Below are 26477 nucleotides of genomic sequence, written 5' to 3' on the forward strand. Positions count from 1 at the left end.
TTTTAATAGAACTTTCATCTTTTGATCGCGTTTGGGTGAGTTTGATGGCTTACCCAAACGTCTGCTTCGAGATTATTAGATTAGCTCACAGTGTCACCCTATTGTTCTAGTGTATAAATATACAATAGTTCAAATTATGCAGAGGAAAACATTGTGAAGTCGGTTGATAAAATCATTAAGTTGAAAGATTCATTTGTGTCTTACCGTAAAGAATTCAGAGAAGATCAGGAACACAATAAAAATACAGTTGTTTTTCTGCACGGTACAAATAGCAGTGGCAGTAGCAGTTTTGGAGAAATAAAAAAAGCATTTATCGGTGATCGAACGGTAATCATTCCTGATTATGCAGGTTGTGGTCATTCAGGATTACCGTCAGAAGCCCTGACTATTGAGCATATTGCAGAACAAATCGCTGTTGTGATAGAAGACAGCGGTGAGGTTCCTGTTGATTTGGTGGGGGTTTCTTTGGGAGCTGTAGTCGCTGCTGTTGTGGCCGCAAAGTATCCGCATTTAATCAATAAATTGATATTGACTGCACCGTGGGCAACAAATGATGATCCTCGCCATCAATTGATATTCAATACCTGGTTACATCTGGAGCTGAATGATAAAGCGTCATCAATGGCTTTTGGTTTATCCCATGCCTTGAGTCCAGAATTTATTTCCTCACTGGGGCATGAAACGATACAGAAAATCTGTTCTCAACCCGCAGAAAAAGAGATAGAAAAACGAATTGCCTTGGGATTAAACATAAATATAAAAGATTATCTGAATCAAATAGATAAGGATACTCTGGTTATTGGATTAAGCAGAGATACGTTAATTCCACCTTATTTAGTGCGTGACGTTTATAACAATGTGAAAAACAGTACCTATAAAGAAATTAATAGTGGTCATGCTGTGCACATTGAAAAACCAACAGAATGGATTGATTTAATAAAAGACTTCACTTTTTCAACACCTCAACTTTCTTAATCAGGCCAATCATGGAATGGGGAATCAACCACTTTTCCCACCGGTAAATACTTATAAATCGTTGATAACGACACATTGTAAATAATCGACAACTGCTTTCGGGTATGTCCTTTAATCAGCAACCTGGCAGCTTGTTGTCGATCTTCCTCAGTAAACACCACGGGTCGCCCACCTATTCGTCCTTGTTCCCTCGCTGCTGCCAGGCCTGCATTGGTTCTTTCTACAATCAATTCGCGTTCCATTTCTGCCAACGCACTCATTACATGAAAGAAAAATCGTCCCATTGCGGTACTGGTGTCGATACTGTCAGTCAGGCTTTGAAAATGAATACCGCGTTCATGCAGCTCTGAAATGAGCGTCACCAGATTTTTCACACTGCGCCCCAATCGATCTAACTTCCAAACCACTAACGTATCACCGGATTCAAGGTGCTTTAACGCACGTTTTAGCCCCGGACGATTAGCGGTTTTCCCACTGATTTTGTCTTCAAAAATCAACTCACAATTGATATTAACCAACGCATTTCTTTGTAAATCACTATTTTGGTCATTTGTTGACACTCTGATGTAACCCACTCTTGCCACTGAAAATCCTTTGGTTATCTAAGAAACTATTATTTTATAAATAATACCTATTTATTCGATATAAAAAACCTTTAATTCCTTCAATGTGAGATAAAAGTTTGGCTAAAGAGAGTTAATATCAGAACAAGTGATGTAAGAGGGATTGTTATCAATAACATTGATAAAAATTAACCAGAACGAGTGACCAAACTCACAGTATCAATTTTTTCTTGCCAGTGATACTCAATTAGTCCTCGCTTATTTCTCCAAAATGCTCTTTATTTAATTGAAACAATTTTGTTGCTAACTTGTTATTCTGAATGCCGAGGGTGTATATGGAATTGATTACACAATGGTTAGGTGCGATAAACGGGGTAGTATGGGGAGTTCCCATGCTCGTCGGGCTTCTGGGTATTGGTATCTTCATGCAAATTCGTCTGTCCTTTTTACCGATCCGTAAATTGGGCACAGGGTTCAAATTACTCTTTCAAAAAAATGAACAACGGGGTGAGGGACAAATCTCACCTTTTAATGCGTTAATGACAGCCTTGTCAGCGACGATAGGGACAGGGAATATCGCAGGTGTAGCAACAGCTATTGTAATGGGCGGACCAGGTGCGATGTTCTGGATGTGGATGACTGCACTGGTCGGCATGGCGACGAAATATTCAGAAGCAGTACTGGCAGTGCGTTTCCGTGAAACCGATAAAAATGGTAATTACGTTGGCGGTCCGATGTATTACATCAAAAATGGTTTGGGGAAAAAGTGGATTTGGCTGGGAACGCTCTTTGCTTTCTTCGGCAGTATTGCGGGTTTTGGTATTGGCAATACAGTACAAGCCAACTCCGTTGCTGATGTCCTGCAAAGTAATTTTGGTATTGAGAAAACCATAACAGCCGGGATTCTGGTTATTTTGGTTGGTGCAGTGTTGATTGGTGGCATCAAGCGTATTTCTGATGTTGCGGGTAAACTGGTACCTGTCATGACAGTGGGTTACTTTGGTGCGGGAATTGTCGTTCTGGCACTCAATGTTACGGCTATTCCCGATGCGATTGCTTTAATCATCAAATCAGCGTTCACGCCTGTTGCTGCACAAGGCGGATTTGCTGGGGCAGCAGTCTGGGCAGCGATTCGTTTTGGTATTGCTCGTGGAGTATTCTCTAACGAAGCGGGGATGGGAAGTGCGCCTATCGCACACGCAGCGGCAAAAACCCAAAACCCAATTCGTCAGGGTTTGATTGCCATGCTGGGAACCTTTATTGACACGATCATTGTTTGTTCCGTTACGGGCTTAACTATTATTATTACCGGTGGCTGGCTGACAGGTGAAACAGGTGCAACACTGACCGCATCTTCCTTCGCATCTGAGATCCCGGGAGGTAACTATATCGTTGCCATTGCCTTGGCTATTTTCGCCTTCACAACTATTTTGGGCTGGAGCTTTTACGGTGAGAAATGTATCCAATATTTATTGGGGCCAAAATCCATAGTGCCATTCCGCATCGCTTGGATTATCGCATTGCCGATTGGTGCTACTCAGTCGCTGACCTTTGTCTGGTTGCTGGCGGATACCCTTAATGCCATGATGGCAATCCCGAACCTGATCGCAGTTGCTATGCTCAGCCCGGTTGTCTATCGTTTGACGAAAGACCATATCCGTGATGTTAATGCCGATAGCATTGATATTAAACCCGTGGTAAAGGTGGATTAATGTTGGCTGAATAAAGGGCTGGAAATTACCTTATTAGATAAAGGTTTTTAGTAAAATGCAGTATTGAAAATAGGGGATGGCAATTTAAAACCATTCCCTATTGAAATTAAAATGATGTAATGGAAACATTTTATTATTCTTGTTTTTATATCCTCGGTTTTTTAAATGGATATTTATACTTTAATTTTTATGGAAAAATACTTCTTATTTTTAAATGATTATAATTCAAAATGGATAATGTTATGAGAGGCTTAAAAATATAGTCGTTGCAGGCGATTAACAAAAGTTTTTCTAAGAGAGAATTATCTTCTGATTAGGAGTAACAAATTGTTAAATTACAGAAAATTAATACCCGTCATTTTGATGGCAATATGGCAGATTACTGAAGTACAGGCAGCTCCTCTGGAATTACCCATCTCATGGGATAAATTTTCGTCGCCGCTTATCACGCTGGAATTTGATGGAAAAGCGCATTCTTTAACGCTTGATACAGGATCAAGAACAGGTCTTCACTTACCTAAAGAGATAGCCAACGATATAAAGTCTCTAAAATTTACAGGAGAAAAGAGACGTTCGACGAATATTCTTGGAAAAGCGAAAGAAGACGCACAATTTATAATTAAGGATGTCATGGTAAACGGTGAACCATTTCGTAACATTGAAGGTGTCGAATTTGCCCCATGGGGAGTGACATTAACAGGGAAAGAAACACCCCCGGATTATTCAGTGATTGGTCTTGGTTTCTTTCACGATCGCCGGCTTCTTATCGATTACAGCCGTATGAAATTGACTGTCATTGATAAAGACACAAATTTAAATTCCTGGATCGATCCAGACTGGGTTGAAGTTCCTTTTCGGTTATCTGATGAAGGATTAATACTTACTGTTGAGGTTGGTGGTAAAAAGCGTGATTTGGTGCTTGATACAGGCTCAACGATTTCGATAATAAAGTCAGATCGAGTTCCAAATCCGCAGGACACCGTTGCCTGTAGCAGCATTTACCCGGGACTCAGTGATGAGAAATGTGCTTTCATTCCGATGGAAGTCCTTCATTCAAAAAATAAAGATAAAATATATGCAATGATGCTGGATAATATTAATGCCACATTTACGAAGGACGGGTTGCTTGGAGGTGATTTTTTCAAGAAACATGCCATCTTAATTGATTTCGTGCAAAAAAAGTTATTCTTGCGGCAAACTTAAGGCATATGACCTGTTCCAGCCATACCGGAGGCATCCAGCCTCCGGCGCTCTCATAATTCCCCAAATACCCCTGCAAATTTCGCAGTGTTCCCGCCATTGAATTTCTGGGCTTTTGTCATGCTTAACACAATTTTATTTGCCCTTTTCTAAAGGCAAATCTTCTGCATGCAATAACAAATGCTCACCAAGGAAAGCTGTGGCTGAAGATAGCGATCTCGAAAAAACCGAAGAACCCACGCCCCATAAACGGGAAAAGGCCCGTAAAGATGGACAAATTGCGCGCTCTAAGGAACTCACCTCAATCCTGATGTTAGCGGGAGGGGTAAGTTTGCTCTGGATGAACGGACAATCGATTACCCATGAACTTTCCCTGATGGTGTTTGAAGGATTCAATTTTGACCATAACATGGTCAGTAACGACAAACAGATGGTGCAACAAGTCGGCCGATTACTGAAACAAGCGGTTTGGGCATTGCTGCCGGTTTTTGTCGGATTGGTTTTGGTTGCCCTTAGTGCACCCGCATTGATGGGTGGGCTGCTATTCAGCTCAAAATCCATCAAATTTGACTTGGCTAAGCTGAATCCCATCTCTGGTTTGAAGAAAATCTTTTCCATGAATGCACTGGCTGAATTATTCAAAGCCATCTTAAAAGCATCATTGGTGGGAGGTGGTGCAGCCCTGTTTATCTGGCTTAACTGGCCTACTATGCTCAATTTGGCTGCCCAGCCTCCGCTGATGGCGTTGAGCGATGCCATGATGATGCTGATTTTTGCCGGCTATATTGTCTTATTTATGCTGATACCGATGGTGGCGTTTGATGTGCTTTATCAAATCCGCAGCCACTTGAAAAAGTTGAGAATGACCCGTCAGGAGATCAAGGATGAATTTAAGGAACAAGAAGGGGACCCCCATGTAAAGGCAAGGATCCGTCAACAACAGCGAGCGGCTGCGCGTAAGCGCATGATGGCGGATGTGCCAAAAGCTGATGTCATTGTCACCAACCCAACCCATTACGCCGTTGCCTTGCAATACGACAGCAAAAAAATGAGCGCCCCTAAAGTATTGGCAAAAGGGGCAGGGCTTATTGCCTTGCGCATTAAAGAAATCGGTGCGGAAAATCGCATTCCGTTACTGGAAGCTCCACCTTTGGCGAGGGCGTTATTTCGTCATGCTGAGGTAGGTGGCTTTATTCCTGCGGCGCTCTATGCTGCTGCCGCAGAAGTGCTTGCCTGGGTTTACCAATTGAAACGTTGGAAACAGGAAGGTGGCCTGAAACCGAAAAAACCTGAAAATCTGCCAGTGCCGCCAGCACTGGATTTCGCTGGAGAAAATAATCGTCATGGCTAATCTGGCCTCATTACTACGTTTATCGGGAAATCGTTTTCCGGGGAATATAAAAGGCTCCCAGTGGCAAATGCTTGCGGGGCCTGTTTTGATTCTCATGATCTTGTCGATGATGGTACTGCCGTTGCCACCATTCCTGCTTGATCTGCTGTTCACTTTCAACATTGCACTTTCCATCATGGTCTTGCTGGTGGCGATGTTCACCCGTCGGACGCTGGACTTTGCCGCATTCCCGACCATTCTGCTGTTCTCAACCTTACTGCGTCTGTCACTAAACGTCGCTTCCACGCGAATTATCCTGATGGAAGGGCATACTGGCTCAGCGGCTGCGGGGCAAGTCGTGGAAGCTTTTGGTCACTTCCTTGTCGGCGGTAATTTTGCGATCGGTATTGTGGTTTTTGTTATCTTGATCCTGATTAACTTTATGGTCATTACCAAAGGTGCAGGGCGTATCGCGGAAGTTGGTGCGCGTTTTGTGCTGGATGGAATGCCCGGCAAACAAATGGCGATTGATGCTGACCTGAATGCCGGATTGATCGGCGAAGATGAAGCGAAAAAACGTCGTGCCGAGGTGACACAGGAGGCGGATTTCTACGGCTCAATGGACGGTGCGAGTAAATTCGTGCGCGGCGATGCGATTGCCGGATTGATGATATTGGTGATCAACATTATCGGTGGTTTGATTGTCGGTGTTGCCCAACATGGTTTGGCTTTGGGTGATGCGGCGGAAGCCTATACTCTGCTGACTATTGGTGACGGGTTGGTTGCCCAGTTACCTGCATTGATCATCTCTACCGCGGCGGGTGTTATCGTAACTCGTGTAGCGACTGATGAAGATGTTGGTCAGCAAATGGTGACCCAGCTTTTCAATAATCCTAAAGTGTTGATGTTAAGCGCCGGTGTACTTGGCTTACTCGGCTTGGTGCCGGGCATGCCTAACTTTGTCTTTTTATTGTTTACGGCAGCATTGGCAGGCCTGGGTTATTTCCTACTGCGTAAGGACAAAAATCCGCTTATAGCACAACATGAAGAGATGAAAGCGGTGGAAGAACAACAACAAACCGCAGAGGCATCATGGTCTGATGTGCAATTGGAAGATCCACTGGGCATGGAAGTTGGCTATCGTTTGATCCCGATGGTGGACTTTCGCCAAAATGGAGAATTGCTTGGTCGCATCAGTGGCATTCGTAAAAAATTCGCACAAGAAGTGGGATATTTGCCACCGGTCGTGCATATTTGTGACAACCTTGAATTAGCACCAGCCAGTTATCGCATCATGATGAAAGGTGTCGAAATTGGTCGTGGTGAAGCACATCCGGGCCGCTGGCTGGCGATTAATCCGGGCGGCGCTGTAGGTGAACTGCAAGGGGATTTGACGACAGACCCGGCCTTTGGCCTGGCGGCAGTCTGGATTGATGACAGCTTAAGGGAGCAGGCACAGGTACAAGGTTATACAGTTGTAGCAGCCAGCACCGTTGTGGCGACTCACCTTAACCATTTGCTTTCCCAGCATTCCAGTGAACTCTTTGGAAGACAGGAAGCACAGCAACTGTTTGAGCGTGTCAGTCAGGAAATGCCGAAATTGACGGAAGATTTCATCCCTGATGTCGTCAGCCTGACAACGCTGCATAAAGTCCTGCAAAATCTATTGGCAGAACAAGTACCGATTCGTGATATGCGTACCATTATTGAAACGCTGGCAGAACACGCCCCAGTACAGAAAGATCCGTATGAATTGACGGCGATGATCCGAATTGCACTGGGCAGGGCGATTGCTCAGCAATGGTTCCCGGGAGCGGATGAGATCAAAGTGATTGGCCTGGATGCCGGGCTGGAAAGAATACTGTTGCAAGCGCTGCAAAATGGTGGTGGATTGGAGCCGGGCTTGGCTGAAAGCCTTGAACGTCAGGCAGCAGAAGCGTTGGAGCGTCAGGAAATGTTGGGAGCTCCGCCAGTATTATTAGTTAACCACGCACTGCGTCCACTGTTATCCCGCTTCCTGCGCCGTGTATTACCGCGCTTGGTGGTATTATCTAACCTTGAAATCACCGACAATCGTCAAATCAGAATGACGGCAACGATTGGTGGTGCGAAGTAGTATTGGCAATCCTCTGTTTTGAAGTGAAATAATAATGAATATAAGGTGATCCTTTGTGATCACCTTATTATAGAGTGATAATCTATAATTAATTTTCAGGACCTGACCATTGTAGCTGCTTTTTCATTTCATCTGGAACCAGATCAAAAAGCATTTTGATTCGTTCTTTATGAAATTGATAATTTGCGCACATCTTACTATTAGCATTTTCTAAATAATATCTGGCCTGATTATTTAAAAAATAAATATCGTGACAACTCATTTCTGTTCAATATATATCAACACGGTTCATGATGCTACCTTAAGCATAAAAATTATCTTCCCTTGAGAAAATGTATGTTGTACAGTTGCATAACAATAATAGATAGTTATCTAATTATTATAGGATATTATGATTAAAGATAAAAATAAGGATAATATGTTTTCATATAAAAATAATTCAATCAGAGCAAATTACACTGATGAATATATCAGAGTATATCAGGCTTATTCCGATTCAATCGCTGACAGCGCCATCCAAAGCGGTACTTTTGTTTCCCCTCCTTTCAGTATGACCCGTATGACATGGATTAAACCTTCCTTTTTATGGATGATGTACCGATCCGGTTGGGCAAAAAAAGACGAGGGGCAGAAACGAATTCTGGCGATTGACCTGACACATGAAGGATTCAAAGAAATTATCCAACAAGGTGTGGTCAGCCACTTTGATCCTAAACTGTTCGGTTCAACGGAAGCATGGAAAAAGGAAGTACAGAGCAGCGATGTTGTGATTCAGTGGGATCCAGAGCGGGATATTTCATTGAATAAATTGGAACAGAGAACGATACAAATCGGTTTGCGTAATAAAGCTGTTGAAAGCTATGTCAATCATTGGATTGTTAAGATCAGTGATGTAACTGAACAAGCACATGAAATCCATGAGTTAGTGAAAAAGAATAATCTGGATATGGCTAAATCATTGCTGCCGGAAGAGAGAATATATCTGGGATAAAATCAATATATTATTTGTTCAGTAACAAAAGTTGATGGAACAATGAATTAGAATTATTTCCCATAGGAATATGGGAAATAATTCGTATAAAACAGTTCTCAAGTTTACTATAGAATTTGATTGGGAAATTCTAATAAATGCGTTCCTCTCTGATATTGATATGGGTATTCATTTATCATCCAAATTTGCATCAAATAGCATTATTAAAAGTGTGATTATTGCTGTTGTTGTACACAATATGGTTAATCTGAATAATACAGGCTCATTACTGATAATCGATAGTGAAGGTGGCTGTGGCATTAACGCTACCGGCAATAACGATATTACTGGTTTGGTAATACTGTGCCTTATATGACAATGGCTTAGAGGAACTTATCGTACCAAGAGCCTGTTGTTCACCAAACTTCACAGGATTACCTTTGTCATCTAACATCTGAATGCCGATCCCTGTTGCTGATGAGGTTGAATCAGCATTTATCACCCCATTTGTATTAGTCTTTCCCGGCTCCCAGGTAATACTCGCGTTAGGGGACCCTTTGCATTGCACATTAATCTCGAAAGAACGTCCACCGGCGGTATCACCTATGTTTTTAAAGTAACTTTTTAATACGGCTCCCATCGGAACATTAACAATCGGTGTGGTTATTTCACAAGATCTTACCGTGACGTTAAAAGAAGGGATTTTATAAGTGAAAACCGTATTGTGATCTTTATCAGAAGCCATCGTTATTATTATTTCATTGACTATTCCTGATTGAACATCTTTATCGATCTCTATATAAAATTTACTGCTCAATGTTCTTCCTCTCGATCCGTAGCCGATCCCTCTTGAACTGTTCACAATCATAGTCTGAGACACTACACCATCAGGTTGGAGTTCCCATTTAAATCTGACACCAGGAAGACTAGTTTCATAAGAGCCATTTTTGAGGGAACCTACATTTACTCCAGTAATGGATTTTACGTATATATGCTGCTCTCTTACGTTGCACTTTATCTTAGTCCCGTTATTGGAGGCATATTTTGTTTTTGGCAAATTTTTATAGGCAACATAAATATCATCAAATTTGACTGTTTTCTGCGTACTATCAACCGTACATGCTGCTATAACCCGCGTTGAATAACTTCCCGAGACAATAACAATTAATAATATCAATAAAAAGTTATTAGCTTTAATTTGAAAGTGATTATTACGTTCAAAATTAAACATGATAAATTCCTTTTAGTTGTGGCAATCAGCAATCAGGCGTAATACACCTGATTTTTCGGGCAGCACTGATAAATCTGTTTTTGCATGACATTGTTGATCCTTATTTTTTCCCCATTGTACTTTTATTTCTGCCTGCTCAGGGACAGCATTCAAATACAACTCACCGTCATCACCAACAATTCCGCTACTGTCACTGTTTGTTAACGCTGCGCTGGCACCGAAAGGTACAGGTTTGCCGTTGTAACGTAATGTCACCAATATACGGTGTCCTTGACGGACGCGAAAATCGGCAGCAACCACGGCACCGCGAGTCGGTACAATGTGTTGCACTGAATTGTCAAGGTCAACGCCATCAGCCAGCATTTCAGTATCCAGGGCAATCCGGTTGTAAGTATAAGGTTCGATCGACGGGATTACGGCATAGCCACGTGAATCCGTTTTAATTCCACTGTGATTTAAAATTTTTGTTTCTGCTGCACCAGCCGCTTTGACCAGTGCTACGGTTTCACCCAATGCTTGGGAAAATGTAATGCCGTTTTGATGGGCGACAATACCGCCAGACAGCCCGTAGTTAAGCGATTGGCTATTATCACTGTAGTTGTAGCCCAGATTCACACGGCCAGAAGAATGGCTATATTCCAGCGAAGCACCACCGCTCGCCCCTTCCATATTATTGCTGTGCTCTCCGTGGATATTATATGACAAGGCATGATCGTCCAATGCGCTGCCACTCATCATCAGTTGTTGGTTTCCTCGGCTGTGGCCATTTCTGTTAATGCTGTAAGTTACCCATCCATTAGGCAGCCACTGATCCAGTGGAATAGAAACGTTAAACGATACCTGTGTATCCTTACTCTTAATGGAGTCATGATTGGCATCGCAGGAAAGATTCAACCCATAACTGATCCCGGCAAGGTTAAAGTTATAACCTGCAGATAACGATTGGTTGGTGCCTTGTTTTCCCCAATAATCTTGTTGATAGGCAGACACATAAATATTGCCAAAATTCCCCATTCCTTGGTTTAGGGTTAGCTGCAATTGGCTACGCTTATTTTGTGCGCGGCTGGCTTCTTTTACTACTGAATATTCATTCGTCTCTGCAAATGAATAGTATTCTGGTGTGGAATAGCGATACCCGGCCAATGTCAGGGATGTCCCTGTTGTCTCGATACTTTTCGTATATTGGATTCGGTATGATTGCCCTTGTTTATGTTCATTTCCCTGCAACCAGGCATCTGCCTGTGTCATATCCAGAGAGATCGCACCAAAATTACCTAAACCAATCCCCAGGCCAGCGTTAAACGCCCGGTAGTTTTCTGCTACCTGAATACCAGATAGCAAACTTAACCGATTGGAGAGTCCATAGATAAATGTCGCTTCGCTAAAATAAGGTTTATCAGTGTTGGTATTGGAATAACGGTAACGCCCTAGGGTAACCTGATATTTTAATTGTCCTTCTCGCTGCATCATTGGTACTGATGAAAATGGTTGCAAAAATTTACGCTGCCGTCCGTCCTTTTCGGTGATCGTGACATCCAAATCACCGGAGCCGGAGGTTGAATAAAGATCCGTAATAACGAAAGGCCCCGGTGGAACATAGCTTTCGTAGATGACGTAATTATTTTGGCGAATCGTTACGCGCGCATTGGTTTGAGCAATACCACGGATAATTGGCGCAAATCCACGCTGGCTGCTGGGCAACATTAAGCTATCGGATGTTATAGAAGCACCGATAAACGGCACGCTTCCAAATATATCCCCTTCAGTAAAGGTTTCGCCAAAAATTATTTGGCTTTTTAGTTCTGGAATGTCCCGTTGAATATAGCTGTTAATGGATGAAAAACGACTCTCACCTTTATTTTTTCCAGAATTATAGTCATAAACTGACTGATTCCTTATACGCCAGGCTCCGATATTTATTCCGCTTTGTAAGTTTAAAAAATAACTTTGGTTTTTTGTGTTTTTATTATAATTTTCCGATCCACTAAAATTATAGCCCATTAAAAACGCTGTCTCTCCATGTTGCCATAAATGTGGTGCCACAGTATCTCTGGCTTGATTATCCAATGCTGCTTGTGGAATACTGATATCCAGACGTTGCTCATAGAAATCAAATGAAGTTGATGCCTGTAGAATATACTTGTTAATATCATCAATAATTTGTTCAGGAGAGAGTTTCATCAGCGCGGGAAAAGCTGACATTTTCACACCAAACTGTTTTAAATTATTGACCGTGAGTTGTGGAGACAGTTTTCCGTTTTTCAGTTTAATAAAATTAACCTGTTTTGTTTCTTTCTCTTTCCCGTTAAGAAATATGTTCACCTGATACTGACCCGGTAATTGACCCCCGGGGGATGAGAATGCGCTTAAATCAATCACCGATTGAGTATCATCTAATTCTAATGCTGATAATCGAAAATAATCCTGTGCCGTGACGGGCAATGATAACAATACGAAAAAACATAAAATAAAGACTGAAAGCAAGCATGTTGGCATAAGTGTGCCGCCACTCGTTTTATATTTAATAAATATGATGTTTTGTCCCAAATATTTATCTTTTATCTTCTTTTTGAGGCAGGTTTTTACTTACCTCTTTGCTTATGCCACCATGACTGTTAATGCTATTCCAGCTGACTAAGCCTGATGATTCAGATGGCAGGACGAAATGTGCTACACCTTGTGGAGCGATCATGTCAGTACCTGTCAGGGTTTTCCCGGCTACTTTGAGCTGCCCGATGGTTACATAATAATTACTGGGGTTTTTGACCTCAAGTTGGTGACCAATACGACAAAACGTCAGCGTCTTATAAGCTTCTTCAGAATCACCTTCAATGCCTTCAGGCCGATAAAACAATTTGATTCGGGTTTTCACCGCAATCAATAAAGTATTCTGTTCGTTTTCTTGTACGGAAGGGATAGACTTCACATTAAGGTAAAAAACCGATTCCCTATCCTCAGGTAAATTACCGCCGATACGGACAATACGAAGAATATTTTCTTTGCCAGCATCCAAACGAAAGAGAGGCGGCGTCACAATGAAAGGGGCTTTTTCTCCTTTTGAATCAGTACTGATAAAAGACTGAATTAAATAAGACCGGCTTTCGTCAGAGTTTTTCACTGAAATTGAAGTTTCTTTTTTATTTCCTTTATAAATAACACGGGTTCCACCAATAGTTACACCCGCCCAGGACGGAGATATAAAAAACAATAAGAATATAAGTGTTATTTTTTTTGTTACCATATGCGATGTAAACATTTTTTTATTTTATCTTTCACTATTATATGATTACTTATGATGTAAATAGCTCTTGGCCGCAGCCATAAAAATACCTCTGCGGCTAGGGAATAAATATTTATAAATAATTAATTTTTATTTGTAATTTATTTTAAAATTAAGTGTGGCCTCGGCCTTTCCGGATCTAGCTGGTTTTCCATTAGATACATAAGCCGCTCGTAAAGGTACTTCCATATTAGTGCCGTTGATTTCAATTCCTGGCAGCGTAGGAGAGGAAGAAAGATCTATCTGCTGATCTTTTTCGTCATAAATACCAATGCCAATTCCGGCTGCGCCTGTTCCTGTTTCAGAAAGTGTATCTAATTCTAATAGCTTGTTATTGACGGAATCCACTTTATTCCCAGAAAATGTGGCTTCTATGGTAAGAGGTATAGTAGTAACAGGGCATCCAGTTAATTTGATACTAAAAGGCTTTTTGCTCCCCGGAACTTCACTTCCTTTTTTTGTTTCTGTTATATCACTCGTGTGATATGTCCCCATGTTCACAATATCGCCAGAAACATCACTATTACAAGTGGATTCTACAATGTCCCCGGAGAATTTTACTGATCCAGTTGTTGCCGGAAAGGCCGCATAAGAAATACTACTTACTGAAACCAATATTGCAGCAATAAAAGATGAAACTAAAATATTTTTCATTTACATATCCATAACAATCATAATATAAAACTACTTATTATGTATAACGCAAAATAATAACGCGTTATAATAAAAAGATTTCGTGCACGGTTTCCTGTGTGCAGAAGAAAAATTTACCTTATGAATCAAAAAAGATCAACAAAACTATCGATATTTTCGATCAATTAACAATATATTGATAGGAATTATCAATCAAGAAAAGTTAAAGAATTTGAGAAGACCATTGATACTCATTTTATGATTCTAAAACCACCTCTTAGGAGGTAGGCAATAATAATTATCACTAATATAATGAGAATTATTTTCGTTTTGTCAGGGTGGGAAAAATACAGATACACAGAAACAGACCCCTTATCATTACCAATAAACCAAGAGGTCTGTAGAGCTTACTGCTTAGGCAGTAACCGAATGATCAAACGCTAATCTTATGGCCTGATAGCGCTGAATTATGACGTGCCTGCCCATCAGCACCATAAAGAGAAGGGCTGTGGTGGCTTTTCAGAAAAGTAATTGCCTTACTATTCAGCTCAATATGCTGATCCAGCAAAAATCCATTGTGTGCATTTAAATCATGGATACGTTCAACCGTCTGGCCAATTTGCTCCCATAATATCGCCAGTCTTTCATGGTCAGCATAAGGCTCATTTATTTTCAGCGTTTCGTTTAGTTGCTGGCGCTTTCGTTCTGCGTGATCAAGTGCTGAAAGCAAAAATGTCTTTTGCTCCGTGACTCGATGTAAATGATTCGCTTCAATAAAACCTTCGCTTAATATGCGCTGTTCTTCTGCTATCGTTTGCGAAAGCGAATTTAAATGCGCACTTTGCTGTTCAAGCAAGAGTTGAAGTTCTTCCATTTATGGCTCTTTATGAATTTGATGGTTTATTTATCATATTCCATATTTTCAAGGGCTTCTCTGAATAGGGCATCAGCAATTTTACCGCTGTCCATCGTCAGTGTTCCCTGTGCAATGGCTTCTTTCAATTGTTGTACTTTCTGGATATTAATATCCTGGCTACTTGGCTGGACGAGCTTTTTTTGCGCTTCGCTCAGTTTGACTTGCGTATCGGCGCTTTTTTCTGCGACAGCCACAGTTCTTCGAGTGATCTGAGCCCCTTCATTGGCATTGCGTTGCTGTAAAGCAGCCATAGCCAGTAGAGGTTGAGTGCGTTCAATACTCATAATCGTAATCCTTTAATCAGGCATTATCTATTTGTCTTAGGTAGCAGGCGATATACCGCTGGCATGCCTGTAAAATCATGGTCTGTTGGTTATATCGGCTTGATGAAATAAAACTTTAGCCATTTATAACATCATTTTTACACTACCATTTTCTTGGGCTTTACCAGTAATAACCTGCCCGGAATCTAAGCGGACACGGATATTATCAAAACTCGCGGCGTTGTTAATCGCTTTTCCTTCGTAACGCACCTGAAAATGGTGTCCATCTACGGTGACGACCACATTCTGTCCAGCTTTAATCGCCCATGGACGCCGAATCATATTGCGTGTGATGAATTGTCCGGCAGGTATGTTACGGATAGCAATACCATTTTGTATGGCCTTACTGTTACGGATTATGTCGTTTGGCAGCTTATCTAAAGATCCCGTTTTTATTTGAAAATCTTTTTCTGTCAGTACTGTATTGCGATTAATGGCTCGCTTAGAAACTAAATAAGGGCCAATGACGTTGACGTAGACCTGAATAAATCGGCGTTGTTGACCACAAGTCACCGGGATAGAAAGATTGCCCCAATTTTTGTTGCCAAGTGACGGCTGTATTTCAGGAAATTCACAAGTCGGCCAATGTTGCTCAGGCGTTTTGATTTCCACCGTGATTTTATGACCCGGCGCGTGATGAATCTGCCTGAAATAATCATTTATCGGTTGCGGTAGATTGCTCCCCCAAACTAAAGATGGACTAAAAAATAAATTAAGGAAAATGGCAAGGAGTCCGATAAGTTTTAATGCCGACATGTCATCACCTTAACCCTGTTAGCGAACCATGATTTCAAAAAATATTCAGTGCCTGTTGGATGTTAATAGTGTAACTCGATTGATTATTCGTTAATGGGATAAATAGCAATTCAATTTGTTTCTATTCTTCGAATCACCTTTTTCTTCTGGGTTTATTCTGTTAGCTGCTTAGAGCTTATACCTGGCAAATTTCACGAACAGACCCGAGGGAGGAATATGCTCGATAAATTAGATGCCGCCTTTCAATTTCGACAAGAAGCGCTGGCACTCCGCAACCAGCGGCAGGAAATTCTGTCTGCCAACATCGCCAATGCGGATACCCCTGGCTATCAGGCGCGTGATATCGATTTTGCTGCTCAACTGAAAAAAGTAATGGCACATGGTCGTGTAACGGGGAATGGAATTGGGCTAACTCTGACTTCCGATCGACATATTCCCGTTCAGCCTCAAAAACGTCTGGAGATGGACCTGCTATATCGGGTGCCATACCAGACAGCAATGGATGGAAATACCGTTGACATGGATATGGAACGCAGCAATTTCGCAGATAACAGCCTGAAATATCAGGCCGAACTTACTATGACGAATTCGCAGATTAAAAGCATGATGTCAGTTCTACAGTCACAAGGATAATGGGAATGTCTCTACTCAGTATTTTTGATATTGCCAGCTCCGCGCTTTCCGCTCAGTCCCAGCGACTGAACGTCAGCGCCAGCAATATGGCGAATGCCGACAGCATCGTAGGGCCGGATGGCGAACCTTACCGGGCCAAGCAGGTTGTATTCCGCGTTGCTGCACCAGCAGGGCAGGAAATAGGCGGCGTTCGTGTCAGTGAAGTGGTGGATGATCCCACGCCTTTCCGTCTCGAATATCAGCCGGGCAACCCGTTGGCCGATGAAAAAGGCTACGTTCGTATGCCGAATGTGGATGTTGTCGGGGAAATGGTCAATACCATCTCCGCTTCCCGTAGCTATCAGGCGAACGTTGAAGTGCTTAATACCACTAAGTCCATCATGTTGAAAACGCTGACATTAGGCCAGTAACAGGAATGTCGTTATGGGAATCACCTCTTCAATTAATGAATCATTGGATAATTCAACAGTAGGCGAGCTCGCTTCCAAGACTCAAATAAAAGCACAAAGCAGCGGCGATATTAAAGATAACTTCTTGAAGATATTGGTCGCACAGCTCGAGAATCAAGATCCAACCGAACCAATGAAAAACAGTGAGTTAACCTCTCAGATTGCACAGATCAGTACCGTTCACGGTATAGAAGAACTCAATAAAACACTGGGAACCGTTGTCGGGCAGATGGGCAACAATCAGGCAATGCAGACAACCATGCTGATTAATCGTGGTGTTATGGTACCCGGCGATAAAATTTTAGTCGGCTACAGTGAAAAAGACATCAGCACATCGCAAATTGGCTTTGAGCTGACCCGACCTGCCGATAACGTAAAAATAACCATCAAAGATAAGAATGGGGCGGTAGTTCGGGAATTGGACTTCGGTAAATGTAATGCCGGTGTCCATAATTACAAATGGGATGGTAAAGACGCAGATGGCAAGGAGGTGGAAATCGGTGCTTATAGCTTCACTGTTTCCGCAAGCTATCAAGATCAGGCGTTAGTGACACATCCGCTGAATTATGCCGTAGTCAACGGCGTCATGCGGGGTGAGGATGGCACTAAATTAGATTTAGGGCTGGCGGGAACGGTAACCATGGATCAAGTTCGTCAGATTCTTTAATTAAACGGAGGACATATGTCTTTTTCACAAGCGGTCAGTGGCTTGAATGCCGCAGCGAGTAACCTGGATGTTATTGGTAATAACATTGCAAACTCAGCGACATTTGGCTTTAAATCCAGCTCCGCTTCCTTTGCGGACGTTTTCAGCGGCTCAGAAGTGGGCTTGGGTGTTAAGGTTTCTGGCATGGTTCAGAACTTTAAAGACGGCTCAACTACCACAACTAACCGCCAGTTGGATATGGCAATCACACAAGGCGGTTTTTTCCGCATGGAAGATTCCAACGGTAATATTTTCTATTCCCGTAACGGTCAGTTCAAAATGGATTCAGACCGTAACCTGATCAATATGCAGGATATGAAACTGACGGGTTATCCGGCGGTGAACGGAGTCATTCAGCAAGGCGGCGCAGTGGGGCCGATTTCGATTCCAACGGCAATGATGGACGCGAAAGCAACGAGCAAAATTTCGTTGTCGGCTAACCTGAACGCAACGGAGAAAGCCATCACAGAAAAACTGAATCCAGGCAAGAAAGATACGTTTAATTTCGGTACGCCCGTGCCAGTTTTCGATAGCTTGGGTAGTCAGCACGATCTCAATGTGTTTTTTGTTAAAACAGAAAACAATAAATGGAAAGTTCATGCCCAGGATACTTCTGTAGTAGGTTCTGAAGCTCAAGAATTGGGTGAGTTATCATTCAATACGAGTGGTCAAATGATCGATGAAGATGGTCAAGTGGCAGATATTAAACCATTCACATTTAACATGCCAGCACTGAATGGTTCTGCCGCTTCAGACATCACCATTGATTTAAATGGAAGTAAGCAGCAGAGTCTTGCACAAAATTCCACCAACAATCCAAAGCAAGATGGTTATGCCGCAGGTTATTTCACCAAGTACAGTGTAGATGATGACGGTAAAATCTCCGGTACTTATTCCAACGGAAAAAATCAGGTACTGGGTCAGGTGGTACTGGCAAACTTTGCCAACCCTGAAGGTCTGACCGCACAAGGCGATAATACCTGGGCAGAATCCGGAGCATCAGGTAGCCCGGTTGTGGGGCTAGCAGGTTCAGGCAACTTCGGTAAACTGCTCAGCGGTGCGCTGGAAGCTTCTAACGTAGATATGAGCCAAGAGCTGGTCAATATGATCGTCGCCCAGCGTAACTATCAATCCAACGCCCAGACCATCAAAACGCAGGACCAAATTCTGCAAACACTGGTCAGCATGCGTTAATAAGCTCAGGCGGATAGCTTTATGGATCACGTCATTTATACCGCTATGGGAGCAGCGCGCCAAACGCTGGAGCATCAGGCTGTCACTGCCAACAATCTGGCCAATGCGTCAACACCGGGCTTCAAGGCCCAGCTTGCTGCATTACGTGCTGTACCGATTGAAGGTGAAACCCTGCCAACGCGTACATTGACCGTTGCTTCTACCCCCGGCATGGATAGCCGTCAGGGACCCATGAATTATACCTCCCGCCCGTTGGATGTGGCTGTCGGACAAGGTGGTTATCTGGCCGTTCAGCTCGAAAACGGGACGGAAGCCTATACCCGCAACGGTAATATCCAAATTTCACCTGAAGGGCAACTGATGGTGCAGGGGCGCATGTTGATGGGCGAAAACGGGCCGATTGATGTTCCGCCACAGGCTGAACTGACCATCGCGGCTGATGGTGCCATCTCTGCTTTGATTGCCAGCGATCCGCCAACCTTGTTGGGGCAGATTGGCAAGCTGAAAATCGTCAAACCGGAAGCCAGTCAAGTGGTGCGGGGCGACGATGGATTGTTCCATTTAACGCCAGAGGCGCAGGAACAGCAGGGCAATGAACTGGCGGCCAGCACAGAAGTGAAAATCATGCCGGGTGTACTGGAAGGCAGCAATGTTAATCCAGTGGAAAGCATGGTGAACATGATAGCCAACGCGCGTCGCTTTGAGATGCAGATGAAAGTCATACACAGTTCCGATGAAAACGCACAGCGGGCTAATCAGATTCTCGCTATGAGCTAATCGGGGAGGATAACTTCATGATCCGATCTTTATGGATTGCCAAGACTGGGCTGGATGCTCAGCAAACAAATATGGATGTCATTGCCAACAACCTGGCAAACGTCAGCACCAATGGTTTTAAACGCCAGCGTCCGGTATTTGAAGATTTGCTCTATCAAACTGAACGTCAGCCGGGCGCGATGTCGTCTGAACAGACTAACCTGCCATCGGGGTTGCAGATTGGTACGGGTGTGCGTCCGGTGGCAACGGAACGTTTGCACAGTCAGGGCAATCTGGCGCAGACCAATAACAGCAAAGATGTAGCCGTCAAGGGACAGGGTTTCTTCCAGATCCAGTTGCCTGATGGCACAACCGGCTATACCCGTGATGGTTCATTTCAGAAGGATCAGAACGGTCAGTTGGTCACTGCTGGTGGTTTTCACGTCGTACCTGCAATTATCATTCCGGACAATGCCACCAAACTCAGTATTGCCAGTGACGGGATCGTCAGCGTAAACGTGCAGGGGCAAAATGCACCGCAGCAGATTGGGCAATTGACACTGACCACGTTCATTAATGAGAGCGGTTTGGAAAGCATCGGTGAGAACCTGTATCTGGAAACCAACAGCTCCGGTGTTCCCGTGGAAAATGCACCGGGCATCAATGGTGCTGGATTGCTCTATCAAGGTTACGTTGAAACCTCTAACGTCAATGTGGCGGAAGAGCTGGTCAATATGATTCAGGTTCAGCGAGCCTACGAAATCAACAGTAAAGCGGTATCAACGTCTGATCAGATGCTGCAAAAACTGACTCAGTTATAACCTAATCATTAATAGTGGAGGAATGTATTCTTCCACTATTTTTGCGATCAACTTAAGAGCATAGAAGATGGATACAATGCCTGTTGCCAAGAACTATTCCGGAAACCATGCTAAAAACCATGTCGCTTATGACTCCGTCGGTTTACGGAAAAACCAGGGAAATAAGTGGCGTATCAGCATATCTGTGGCGGTATTAACCCTGACGACCCTGACATTAGGGGGTTGTGCTTATATACCGCACAAGCCGCTGGTGAAAGGGCAGACAACTGCAAAACCCACCGAATCACCAGCTCCCGCGCCAAATGGTTCTATTTTTCAGGTGGTCCAGCCGATCTATTATGGTTATCAACCCCTGTTTGAAGACCGCCGCCCACGCAATATCGGTGATACGCTGACCATTATCCTGCAGGAAAACGTCAGTGCGAGCAAAAACTCCTCAGCCAATGCCAGCCGCAATGGTAAAACGGGTTTTGTTGCTGCTTTGACCCCTCGTTTCTTACAGGGATTGTTAGGCGGTGAAAAAACCGATTTGGGCATGGAAGGTAACAACGAGTTTGGTGGCAAGGGTGGGGCAAATGCCAACAATACATTCAGGGGCACGATCACTGTGACCGTGAATAACCTGCTGGCAAACGGCAACCTGCATGTCGTAGGGGAAAAACAGATCGCCATCAATCAGGGAACAGAATTCATTCGCTTCTCTGGCGTGGTGAATCCACGCACTATCACCGGCAACAATACCGTGAGTTCCAATCAGGTTGCAGATGCTCGTATTGAGTATGTGGGTGATGGCTATATCAACGAAGCACAGCATATGGGCTGGTTACAACGTTTCTTTATAAATATCTCACCGTTTTAAAAGAGGATGGTTAGGATGAAAAAATTAGTCGCCAGCCTTTTTACGCTCTTGCTGGTACTGTTCAATACGTTTGCGTCTGCCAGTGCTTTTGCGGAGCGCATTCGTGATCTGACGACCATTGAAGGTGTCAGGGATAACGCACTGATTGGCTATGGTTTGGTCGTCGGATTGGATGGAACGGGTGACCAAACCATGCAGACGCCTTTCACGACCCAAAGCTTGAACAATATGTTGTCACAGTTGGGAATTACTGTGCCGTCCGGTACTAATATGCAGCTTAAAAATGTGGCTGCCGTGATGGTGACAGCAAAGCTGCCACCCTTTGCGCGTTCAGGACAAAACATTGACATTGTGGTGTCTTCATTGGGGAATGCCAAGAGCTTACGTGGCGGCACATTGCTGATGACACCCTTAAAAGGGGTGGACAATCAGGTCTACGCGCTGGCTCAGGGAAATATCCTTGTGGGGGGCGCGGGGGTGAGCGCCGGTGGTAACAGCATTAAAATCAATCAGCTTGCAGGTGGGCGCATCTCTAATGGTGCAGTCATTGAGCGGGAATTGCCGACCCAATTCGGCCAGAAAGGCACGTTGAATCTGCAATTGAATGATGACGATTTCAGTTTGGCTCAACAAATTAGTGATGTAATCAACCGGCTGAAAGGAACAGGAACAGCAACACCGCTGGATTCCCGTACCGTTCAGTTGCGTCTGCCAATAGAAAACAGCGAACAGGTTAAATTTCTGTCACAAGTTCAGAACTTAAATATTCGTGTTAATGATGGCGATGCCAAAGTGATTTTCAACTCCCGCACCGGTTCAGTGGTCATGAACCGCAATGTGACATTAGATAGCTGTGCGATTGCTCACGGTAGCCTGTCTGTCACTGTTGAACGTCAAACAGCGGTCAATCAGCCTGATACGCCATTGGCGGGGGGAAGTACCGTCGTGACCCGTAATACGGGCGTTGGCATTCAGGAACAGGGTGGTGCACTGCAAAAAGTTAATGCCAGTGCGAACCTGACCCAGGTTGTACGTGCGTTGAATGCGCTGGGTGCAACGCCAACCGATTTAATGTCGATTTTGCAGGCGATGGAGAGCGCAGGCTGTCTGCGTGCGAAACTGGAGATTATCTGATGAATGACTTTCTGACGATGCCCAATGCTGCTTACGATGTTAACTCGTTGCATTCACTGAAAGCGAAATTGTCACAGGAACCACAACAAGGGCTACGTCAGGTAGCCCAACAACTTGAAGGCGTTTTCGTTCAGATGATGCTGAAAAGTATGCGTTCCTCGTTGCCGCAGGATGGCATTCTGAGCAGCGACCAGACCCGTTTTTATACTTCGATGTACGATCAGCAAATTGCTCAGGACCTTTCCCAGAAGGGATTGGGGTTTGCTGACATGATTGTTAAGCAGTTCTCTGACTCGAATAATATGCCCAGTGAATTGGCGGGCACTACGCCGATGCCGCTGGATAATGAAATCCTGCACACATTGCCGAGGCAGGCATTGGAGCAGTTTATGCGCCGGGCGATGCCTGACAATTCCTCTTCGGCCTTCTCTAATGGCTCAGTTCAGTCGAAGCCATTGCCAATGAACAGCGCTGGCTTTGTTTCCATGCTCTCCTTACCGGCACAGTTAGCAAGCCGGCAAAGCGGCATTCCTCATTTATTGATTATTGCACAGGCCGCGCTGGAATCCGGTTGGGGGCAACGAGAAATTCTGACCGCAGAAGGCAAGCCGAGTCATAACCTGTTCGGCATCAAAGCGGGCAAGCACTGGAAAGGGCCTGTCACTAATATCATGACGACGGAATACATTGATGGTGAACCGAAGAAAATGCAGGACAGCTTCCGTGTGTATGGCTCTTATGTCGAAGCGATAACGGATTACGTCAAATTGCTGACGGAAAATCCCCGCTACGCAAAAGTAGCGCAATCCACGACGGCAGAACAGGGCGCGTACTCCTTGCAGGATGCAGGATATGCTACCGATCCCGGCTATGCGAAAAAATTAGTGTCACTGATCCAACAGTTAAAAAATACCGGTAACCAAATGGCAAAAGCCTATGCCTATGATTTCGACAGTCTGTTTTAAACGATAGTAGAAAAATCAAGCGCATTTGTGCTCAAGGAACAGTGAGAAGTGCCGATAACTGTAACAGTGAATGACCTCCCATAGATGGAGGATTAAAGAAAACGTAAAAGGATCTACACATGTCCAATAGTCTTATGAATACTGCCATGAGTGGTATTAATGCCGCGCAGGTGGCAATGAGTGTAGTGAGTAATAACATTTCCAACGCTAAAAACACGGACTATAGCCAACAGACTACCGTAATGACTCAAAATAATGGAACCATGTCGCCAGTGGGTTTTGTCGGCAATGGTGTGGTTGTCAAATCCATCAATCGTGAATACAGTGACTTCACCACTAAACTACACAATGAGGCACAAACGAAACACGCTGCACTGAAGTCTTATAACGAGCAGATCAACAAAATCAACAACTTGTTGGCAGATAAAGACACCAGCCTGTCCAGCTCAATCGAAGAAGTTTTCAAAAATATGAAAGCGGTTGAGGGAGGGGCGGAAGACAGCGCTGCCAGAACAACTGTGCTGGAAACAGCAAAAGGTTTGGTCAATCGATTCAAAGAAGCCGATGACTATTTGCGTCAGATAGACGGCAGTATCAATTCTCAAATTGAACTAAATGTTCAAGATATCAACAAATACGCGGAAGAAATTGCCAAGCTGAACAATGAAATTACGCGTATGCGCGGTATAGGCACGGGTGAACCGCTGGCATTACTGGATAAGCGTGATGAAGCTGTTAACCGCTTAAACCAACTGATCGAAGTCAATGTGGTTCAGCAGGATCGCGGAGTTTATAACGTCTCATTCGGTGGCGGTATGACACTGGTATCGGGCAATAAATCCTACCAACTGGAAGCAATTCCTTCCAACACTGACAGCGGCCGCATCACACTGGGTTACAACAATGGCGTAGCGGGAACCAAAGAGATCGATGAACGTTTTATCTCTCAAGGTGCACTGGGCGGTGTATTACAAGTGCGCAGGGAAGTGGTGGATTCAACGCGCAATGAATTGAACCAACTAGCTCTGGTGATGGCGGATCAATTCAATCAGGTACAAAACAGTGGTTTTGATCTGGAAGGCGAGAAAGGTGTTAATTTCTTTAGCTTCACTAAGCCTGAAGTCACTGCCAACAGTAAAAATAAAGGTTCGGCTGACATTACAGTGGAATATGCTGATACCACCAAGGTCAAAGCCAGTAACTACACCCTCAAATTTGAAGGGGGAGACTGGAAAGTTCAGCGCGCCTCTGACAGGGCGATTATCCCTGTGAAAAAAAACGGCGATACGCTGGAATTCGACGGTCTGAAAGTCAAAATTGATTCGGCTAAGGCAGAAAATAACGACAACTATATGCTGAAAACGGTCAGCAACGTTGTGACCTCCTTAGAGGTGAATCTGAAAAGTGCCGCCCAATTGGCGACTTCCGATGCCAAAAATTCCGGCCAAAGTAATAACAACAATGCGAAGAAATTCCTTGAGTTGCAGGATAAACGTTTAGTTGATGGCAAAGCTTCCCTTGCTGGTGGGTATGCCTCACTGGTCAGTAAAGTAGGCAGCGCGGCGAATAAAGCTCAGGTCAGCGCAAAAACGCAGGAACATATTGTTAAGCAAATTAATTCAGATCGCCAATCGATTTCTGGCGTCAATATGGACCAGGAATACATCGAATTGCAACGTTTACAACAATACTATTTAGCAAATGCTCGCGTGATCCAAACCGCAAATACTTTGTTCGACGCGATTTTGGGTATTCGCTAATCACTACCTGGTTGAAGATAAAAAGGAAATGATATTGTGCGTATAAGTACGAATCAATTATACACTCAGAAAATAGATGGGATCTTTGGTGCTCAATCTAAGTGGATGAAATCGGGTGAGCAGTTGTCCAGTGGTCGCCGGGTAATTAATCCGTCTGATGATCCTCTGGCGGCTTCGCAGAGCATCATGGTTTCTCAATCTGAGTCGAAAAACCAGCAGTTTGCTACAGGCCGTAACTTTGCCAAAAACACCATGTCTGCACAGTTGAATATTATCGACAATGTTGTAAACGTCACCAACAGTGTTTTTGAAACATGGGTGGCAGCGGCAGATAAGCAGAGCGATCAGGATCGTGCATCTTATGCAGAGCAGTTGAAAGGTCTTAAAAAAGAGTTGCTGAATTTGAGTAACAAAACTGATGGCAATGGTCGTTATATTTTTGCTGGCTATAAAACGGATGTTCCTCCTTTCGTGGAAGATGAAAGTGGAAAGGTGAGCTATGTCGGTGGTTATCAAGAAATGACCCAGAAAGTAGATGATAACCGCTCGATGATTGTCGCCCATACCGGGCAGCAGGTATTCTTATCTCAGCCCAGCAACCCTATCAAAGAACCTGATGGTAAAACCAACAGTGAATCAGATATCTTTGCTTCTATTGATATGGCAATTAAGGCACTAGAGGTCTCGTACAGCACGGCGAGTGAGGACGAGAAAAAAGAAGCCGAGGAATTGATGAATAAGGCGAACCGTGGTATTCGCAATAGCCAGAACAACATTAATACCGTGCAAGCCGTGTTGGGTTTGCAGCTTCAGGAAATGGATAGGTTGGATGCACTTAGCAGTGAACGTAGCATGGCTAATAAAGTACGTCAGGGAGAATTAGTTGATGCTGATTGGGTAGCCACTATCTCTGATTACCAACAACAACAGGTGGCACTGCAAGCTTCCTTCATCGCGTTTACCAACTTAAAAGGTATGTCTCTGTTTGAGATGCAACGCTAATTAAGATTGGTATACTGTTTCTATTTCAGGCCCTTAGCTTCTTTTTCCGTAACATGGGGGAAGATAAGGGCTTATTTGTTTCACGTGATGCTCAACTTTAACAGCCTATAACATGGGCTTGTTGAAGCCAGTCGCGTTGCCTTTTACCTTGTTTAAAATTGGCAAAAATACCCAACGTGTGAGAAAGCAGCTT

At 43.8% G+C, this 26477-nt stretch carries 25 protein-coding genes and 1 pseudogene; 17 read left to right on the forward strand and 9 right to left on the reverse strand.

Annotation, left to right across the window (positions count from 1 at the left end; all coding sequences use genetic code 11):
- Positions 1 to 153: 153 nt before the first annotated feature.
- Positions 154 to 975: an alpha/beta fold hydrolase gene (locus AAC854_RS07830; RefSeq protein ID WP_340616598.1), complete on the forward strand. Its 822-nt coding sequence runs from the start codon at positions 154 to 156 to the stop codon at positions 973 to 975.
- Here AAC854_RS07830 and AAC854_RS07835 read toward each other — a convergent pair.
- Positions 972 to 1559 (reverse strand): recombinase family protein, encoded by a 588-nt coding sequence (locus AAC854_RS07835; protein WP_340616599.1) that lies wholly within the window; start codon positions 1557 to 1559, stop codon positions 972 to 974. The genes AAC854_RS07830 and AAC854_RS07835 overlap by 4 nt on opposite strands.
- A 314-nt stretch (positions 1560 to 1873) precedes the next feature.
- Here AAC854_RS07835 and AAC854_RS07840 point away from each other — a divergent pair, with 314 nt between their 5' ends.
- From AAC854_RS07840 to AAC854_RS07860, 5 genes are all read left to right on the forward strand, one after another.
- Positions 1874 to 3250 (forward strand): alanine/glycine:cation symporter family protein, encoded by a 1377-nt coding sequence (locus tag AAC854_RS07840; RefSeq protein ID WP_340616600.1) that lies wholly within the window; start codon positions 1874 to 1876, stop codon positions 3248 to 3250.
- Positions 3251 to 3577: 327 nt separating this feature from the next.
- Positions 3578 to 4453, forward strand: coding sequence for a hypothetical protein (locus AAC854_RS07845; protein ID WP_340616601.1), 876 nt, complete (start codon positions 3578 to 3580; stop codon positions 4451 to 4453).
- Between the two features lie 196 nt (positions 4454 to 4649).
- Positions 4650 to 5801, forward strand: a complete 1152-nt coding sequence (flhB, locus tag AAC854_RS07850; protein ID WP_340616602.1) for a flagellar biosynthesis protein FlhB — start codon at positions 4650 to 4652, stop codon at positions 5799 to 5801.
- Positions 5794 to 7896: a flagellar biosynthesis protein FlhA gene (gene flhA, locus AAC854_RS07855; RefSeq protein ID WP_340616603.1), complete on the forward strand. Its 2103-nt coding sequence runs from the start codon at positions 5794 to 5796 to the stop codon at positions 7894 to 7896. Before flhB ends, flhA begins: the two co-directional genes overlap by 8 nt.
- 418 nt (positions 7897 to 8314) lie before the next feature.
- Positions 8315 to 8887 carry a DUF4291 domain-containing protein gene (locus tag AAC854_RS07860; protein ID WP_340616604.1) on the forward strand — a complete coding sequence of 191 codons (573 nt, stop codon included), beginning with the start codon at positions 8315 to 8317 and terminating at the stop codon, positions 8885 to 8887.
- A 265-nt stretch (positions 8888 to 9152) separates the two neighbouring features.
- On the opposite strand, the gene AAC854_RS07865 is transcribed toward AAC854_RS07860, so the two are convergent.
- The 7 genes from AAC854_RS07865 to flgA all read right to left on the reverse strand — a co-directional run bounded on the left by AAC854_RS07865 (position 9153) and on the right by flgA (position 16005).
- On the reverse strand, positions 9153 to 10097 hold the full coding sequence (locus AAC854_RS07865; RefSeq protein ID WP_340616605.1) for a fimbrial protein: 945 nt from the start codon (positions 10095 to 10097) through the stop codon (positions 9153 to 9155).
- A gap of 12 nt (positions 10098 to 10109) precedes the next feature.
- Complete coding sequence (locus AAC854_RS07870) at positions 10110 to 12593, reverse strand: fimbria/pilus outer membrane usher protein (RefSeq protein WP_340616606.1); 2484 nt, start codon at positions 12591 to 12593, stop codon at positions 10110 to 10112.
- A 55-nt stretch (positions 12594 to 12648) separates the two neighbouring features.
- Positions 12649 to 13353: a fimbrial biogenesis chaperone gene (locus tag AAC854_RS07875; protein WP_340616607.1), complete on the reverse strand. Its 705-nt coding sequence runs from the start codon at positions 13351 to 13353 to the stop codon at positions 12649 to 12651.
- Positions 13354 to 13467: 114 nt separating this feature from the next.
- On the reverse strand, positions 13468 to 14031 hold the full coding sequence (locus AAC854_RS07880; protein ID WP_340616608.1) for a fimbrial protein: 564 nt from the start codon (positions 14029 to 14031) through the stop codon (positions 13468 to 13470).
- Between the two features lie 412 nt (positions 14032 to 14443).
- A complete protein-coding gene (locus AAC854_RS07885) occupies positions 14444 to 14884 on the reverse strand; it encodes a flagella synthesis protein FlgN (RefSeq protein ID WP_340616609.1) in 441 nt (146 codons plus the stop codon).
- Positions 14885 to 14910: 26 nt separating this feature from the next.
- On the reverse strand, positions 14911 to 15210 hold the full coding sequence (gene flgM / locus AAC854_RS07890; RefSeq protein WP_099114478.1) for a flagellar biosynthesis anti-sigma factor FlgM: 300 nt from the start codon (positions 15208 to 15210) through the stop codon (positions 14911 to 14913).
- A gap of 123 nt (positions 15211 to 15333) precedes the next feature.
- Positions 15334 to 16005 (reverse strand): flagellar basal body P-ring formation chaperone FlgA, encoded by a 672-nt coding sequence (flgA, locus tag AAC854_RS07895; RefSeq protein ID WP_340616610.1) that lies wholly within the window; start codon positions 16003 to 16005, stop codon positions 15334 to 15336.
- A gap of 216 nt (positions 16006 to 16221) precedes the next feature.
- On the opposite strand from flgA, the gene flgB reads away from it, so the two are divergent.
- The 11 genes from flgB (at position 16222) to flgL (ending at position 26284) form a co-directional block, all read left to right on the forward strand.
- The gene (gene flgB / locus AAC854_RS07900) at positions 16222 to 16638 is read left to right on the forward strand and encodes a flagellar basal body rod protein FlgB (RefSeq protein WP_047965014.1); all 417 of its coding nucleotides are present in this window, start codon (positions 16222 to 16224) and stop codon (positions 16636 to 16638) included.
- A gap of 5 nt (positions 16639 to 16643) precedes the next feature.
- Positions 16644 to 17048 (forward strand): flagellar basal body rod protein FlgC, encoded by a 405-nt coding sequence (gene flgC / locus AAC854_RS07905; RefSeq protein WP_099114475.1) that lies wholly within the window; start codon positions 16644 to 16646, stop codon positions 17046 to 17048.
- Between the two features lie 13 nt (positions 17049 to 17061).
- Entirely contained in the window at positions 17062 to 17754 is a 693-nt protein-coding gene (locus AAC854_RS07910) for a flagellar hook assembly protein FlgD (protein WP_340616611.1), read from the forward strand.
- Positions 17755 to 17769: 15 nt separating this feature from the next.
- On the forward strand, positions 17770 to 18987 hold the full coding sequence (gene flgE, locus AAC854_RS07915) for a flagellar hook protein FlgE (protein ID WP_340616612.1): 1218 nt from the start codon (positions 17770 to 17772) through the stop codon (positions 18985 to 18987).
- A gap of 21 nt (positions 18988 to 19008) precedes the next feature.
- Positions 19009 to 19764: a flagellar basal body rod protein FlgF gene (locus AAC854_RS07920; protein ID WP_340616613.1), complete on the forward strand. Its 756-nt coding sequence runs from the start codon at positions 19009 to 19011 to the stop codon at positions 19762 to 19764.
- Between the two features lie 17 nt (positions 19765 to 19781).
- Entirely contained in the window at positions 19782 to 20564 is a 783-nt protein-coding gene (gene flgG, locus AAC854_RS07925; RefSeq protein WP_340616614.1) for a flagellar basal-body rod protein FlgG, read from the forward strand.
- Between the two features lie 67 nt (positions 20565 to 20631).
- The gene (locus AAC854_RS07930) at positions 20632 to 21423 is read left to right on the forward strand and encodes a flagellar basal body L-ring protein FlgH (protein ID WP_047965020.1); all 792 of its coding nucleotides are present in this window, start codon (positions 20632 to 20634) and stop codon (positions 21421 to 21423) included.
- A 15-nt stretch (positions 21424 to 21438) separates the two neighbouring features.
- Complete coding sequence (locus AAC854_RS07935) at positions 21439 to 22557, forward strand: flagellar basal body P-ring protein FlgI (protein WP_340616615.1); 1119 nt, start codon at positions 21439 to 21441, stop codon at positions 22555 to 22557.
- Positions 22554 to 23522 (forward strand): flagellar assembly peptidoglycan hydrolase FlgJ, encoded by a 969-nt coding sequence (flgJ, locus tag AAC854_RS07940; protein ID WP_422824065.1) that lies wholly within the window; start codon positions 22554 to 22556, stop codon positions 23520 to 23522. Before AAC854_RS07935 ends, flgJ begins: the two co-directional genes overlap by 4 nt.
- Before the next feature lie 119 nt (positions 23523 to 23641).
- Entirely contained in the window at positions 23642 to 25282 is a 1641-nt protein-coding gene (gene flgK, locus AAC854_RS07945) for a flagellar hook-associated protein FlgK (protein WP_340616617.1), read from the forward strand.
- Between the two features lie 36 nt (positions 25283 to 25318).
- Positions 25319 to 26284, forward strand: coding sequence for a flagellar hook-associated protein FlgL (flgL, locus tag AAC854_RS07950; RefSeq protein ID WP_340616618.1), 966 nt, complete (start codon positions 25319 to 25321; stop codon positions 26282 to 26284).
- Between the two features lie 97 nt (positions 26285 to 26381).
- Here flgL and AAC854_RS24240 read toward each other — a convergent pair.
- Positions 26382 to 26477 (reverse strand): annotated as a pseudogene (locus tag AAC854_RS24240) (IS982 family transposase); the annotation flags it as partial.

The sequence above is a fragment of the Xenorhabdus entomophaga genome, from assembly GCF_037996725.1.
In the GTDB taxonomy this organism is placed as follows: domain Bacteria; phylum Pseudomonadota; class Gammaproteobacteria; order Enterobacterales; family Enterobacteriaceae; genus Xenorhabdus; species Xenorhabdus khoisanae.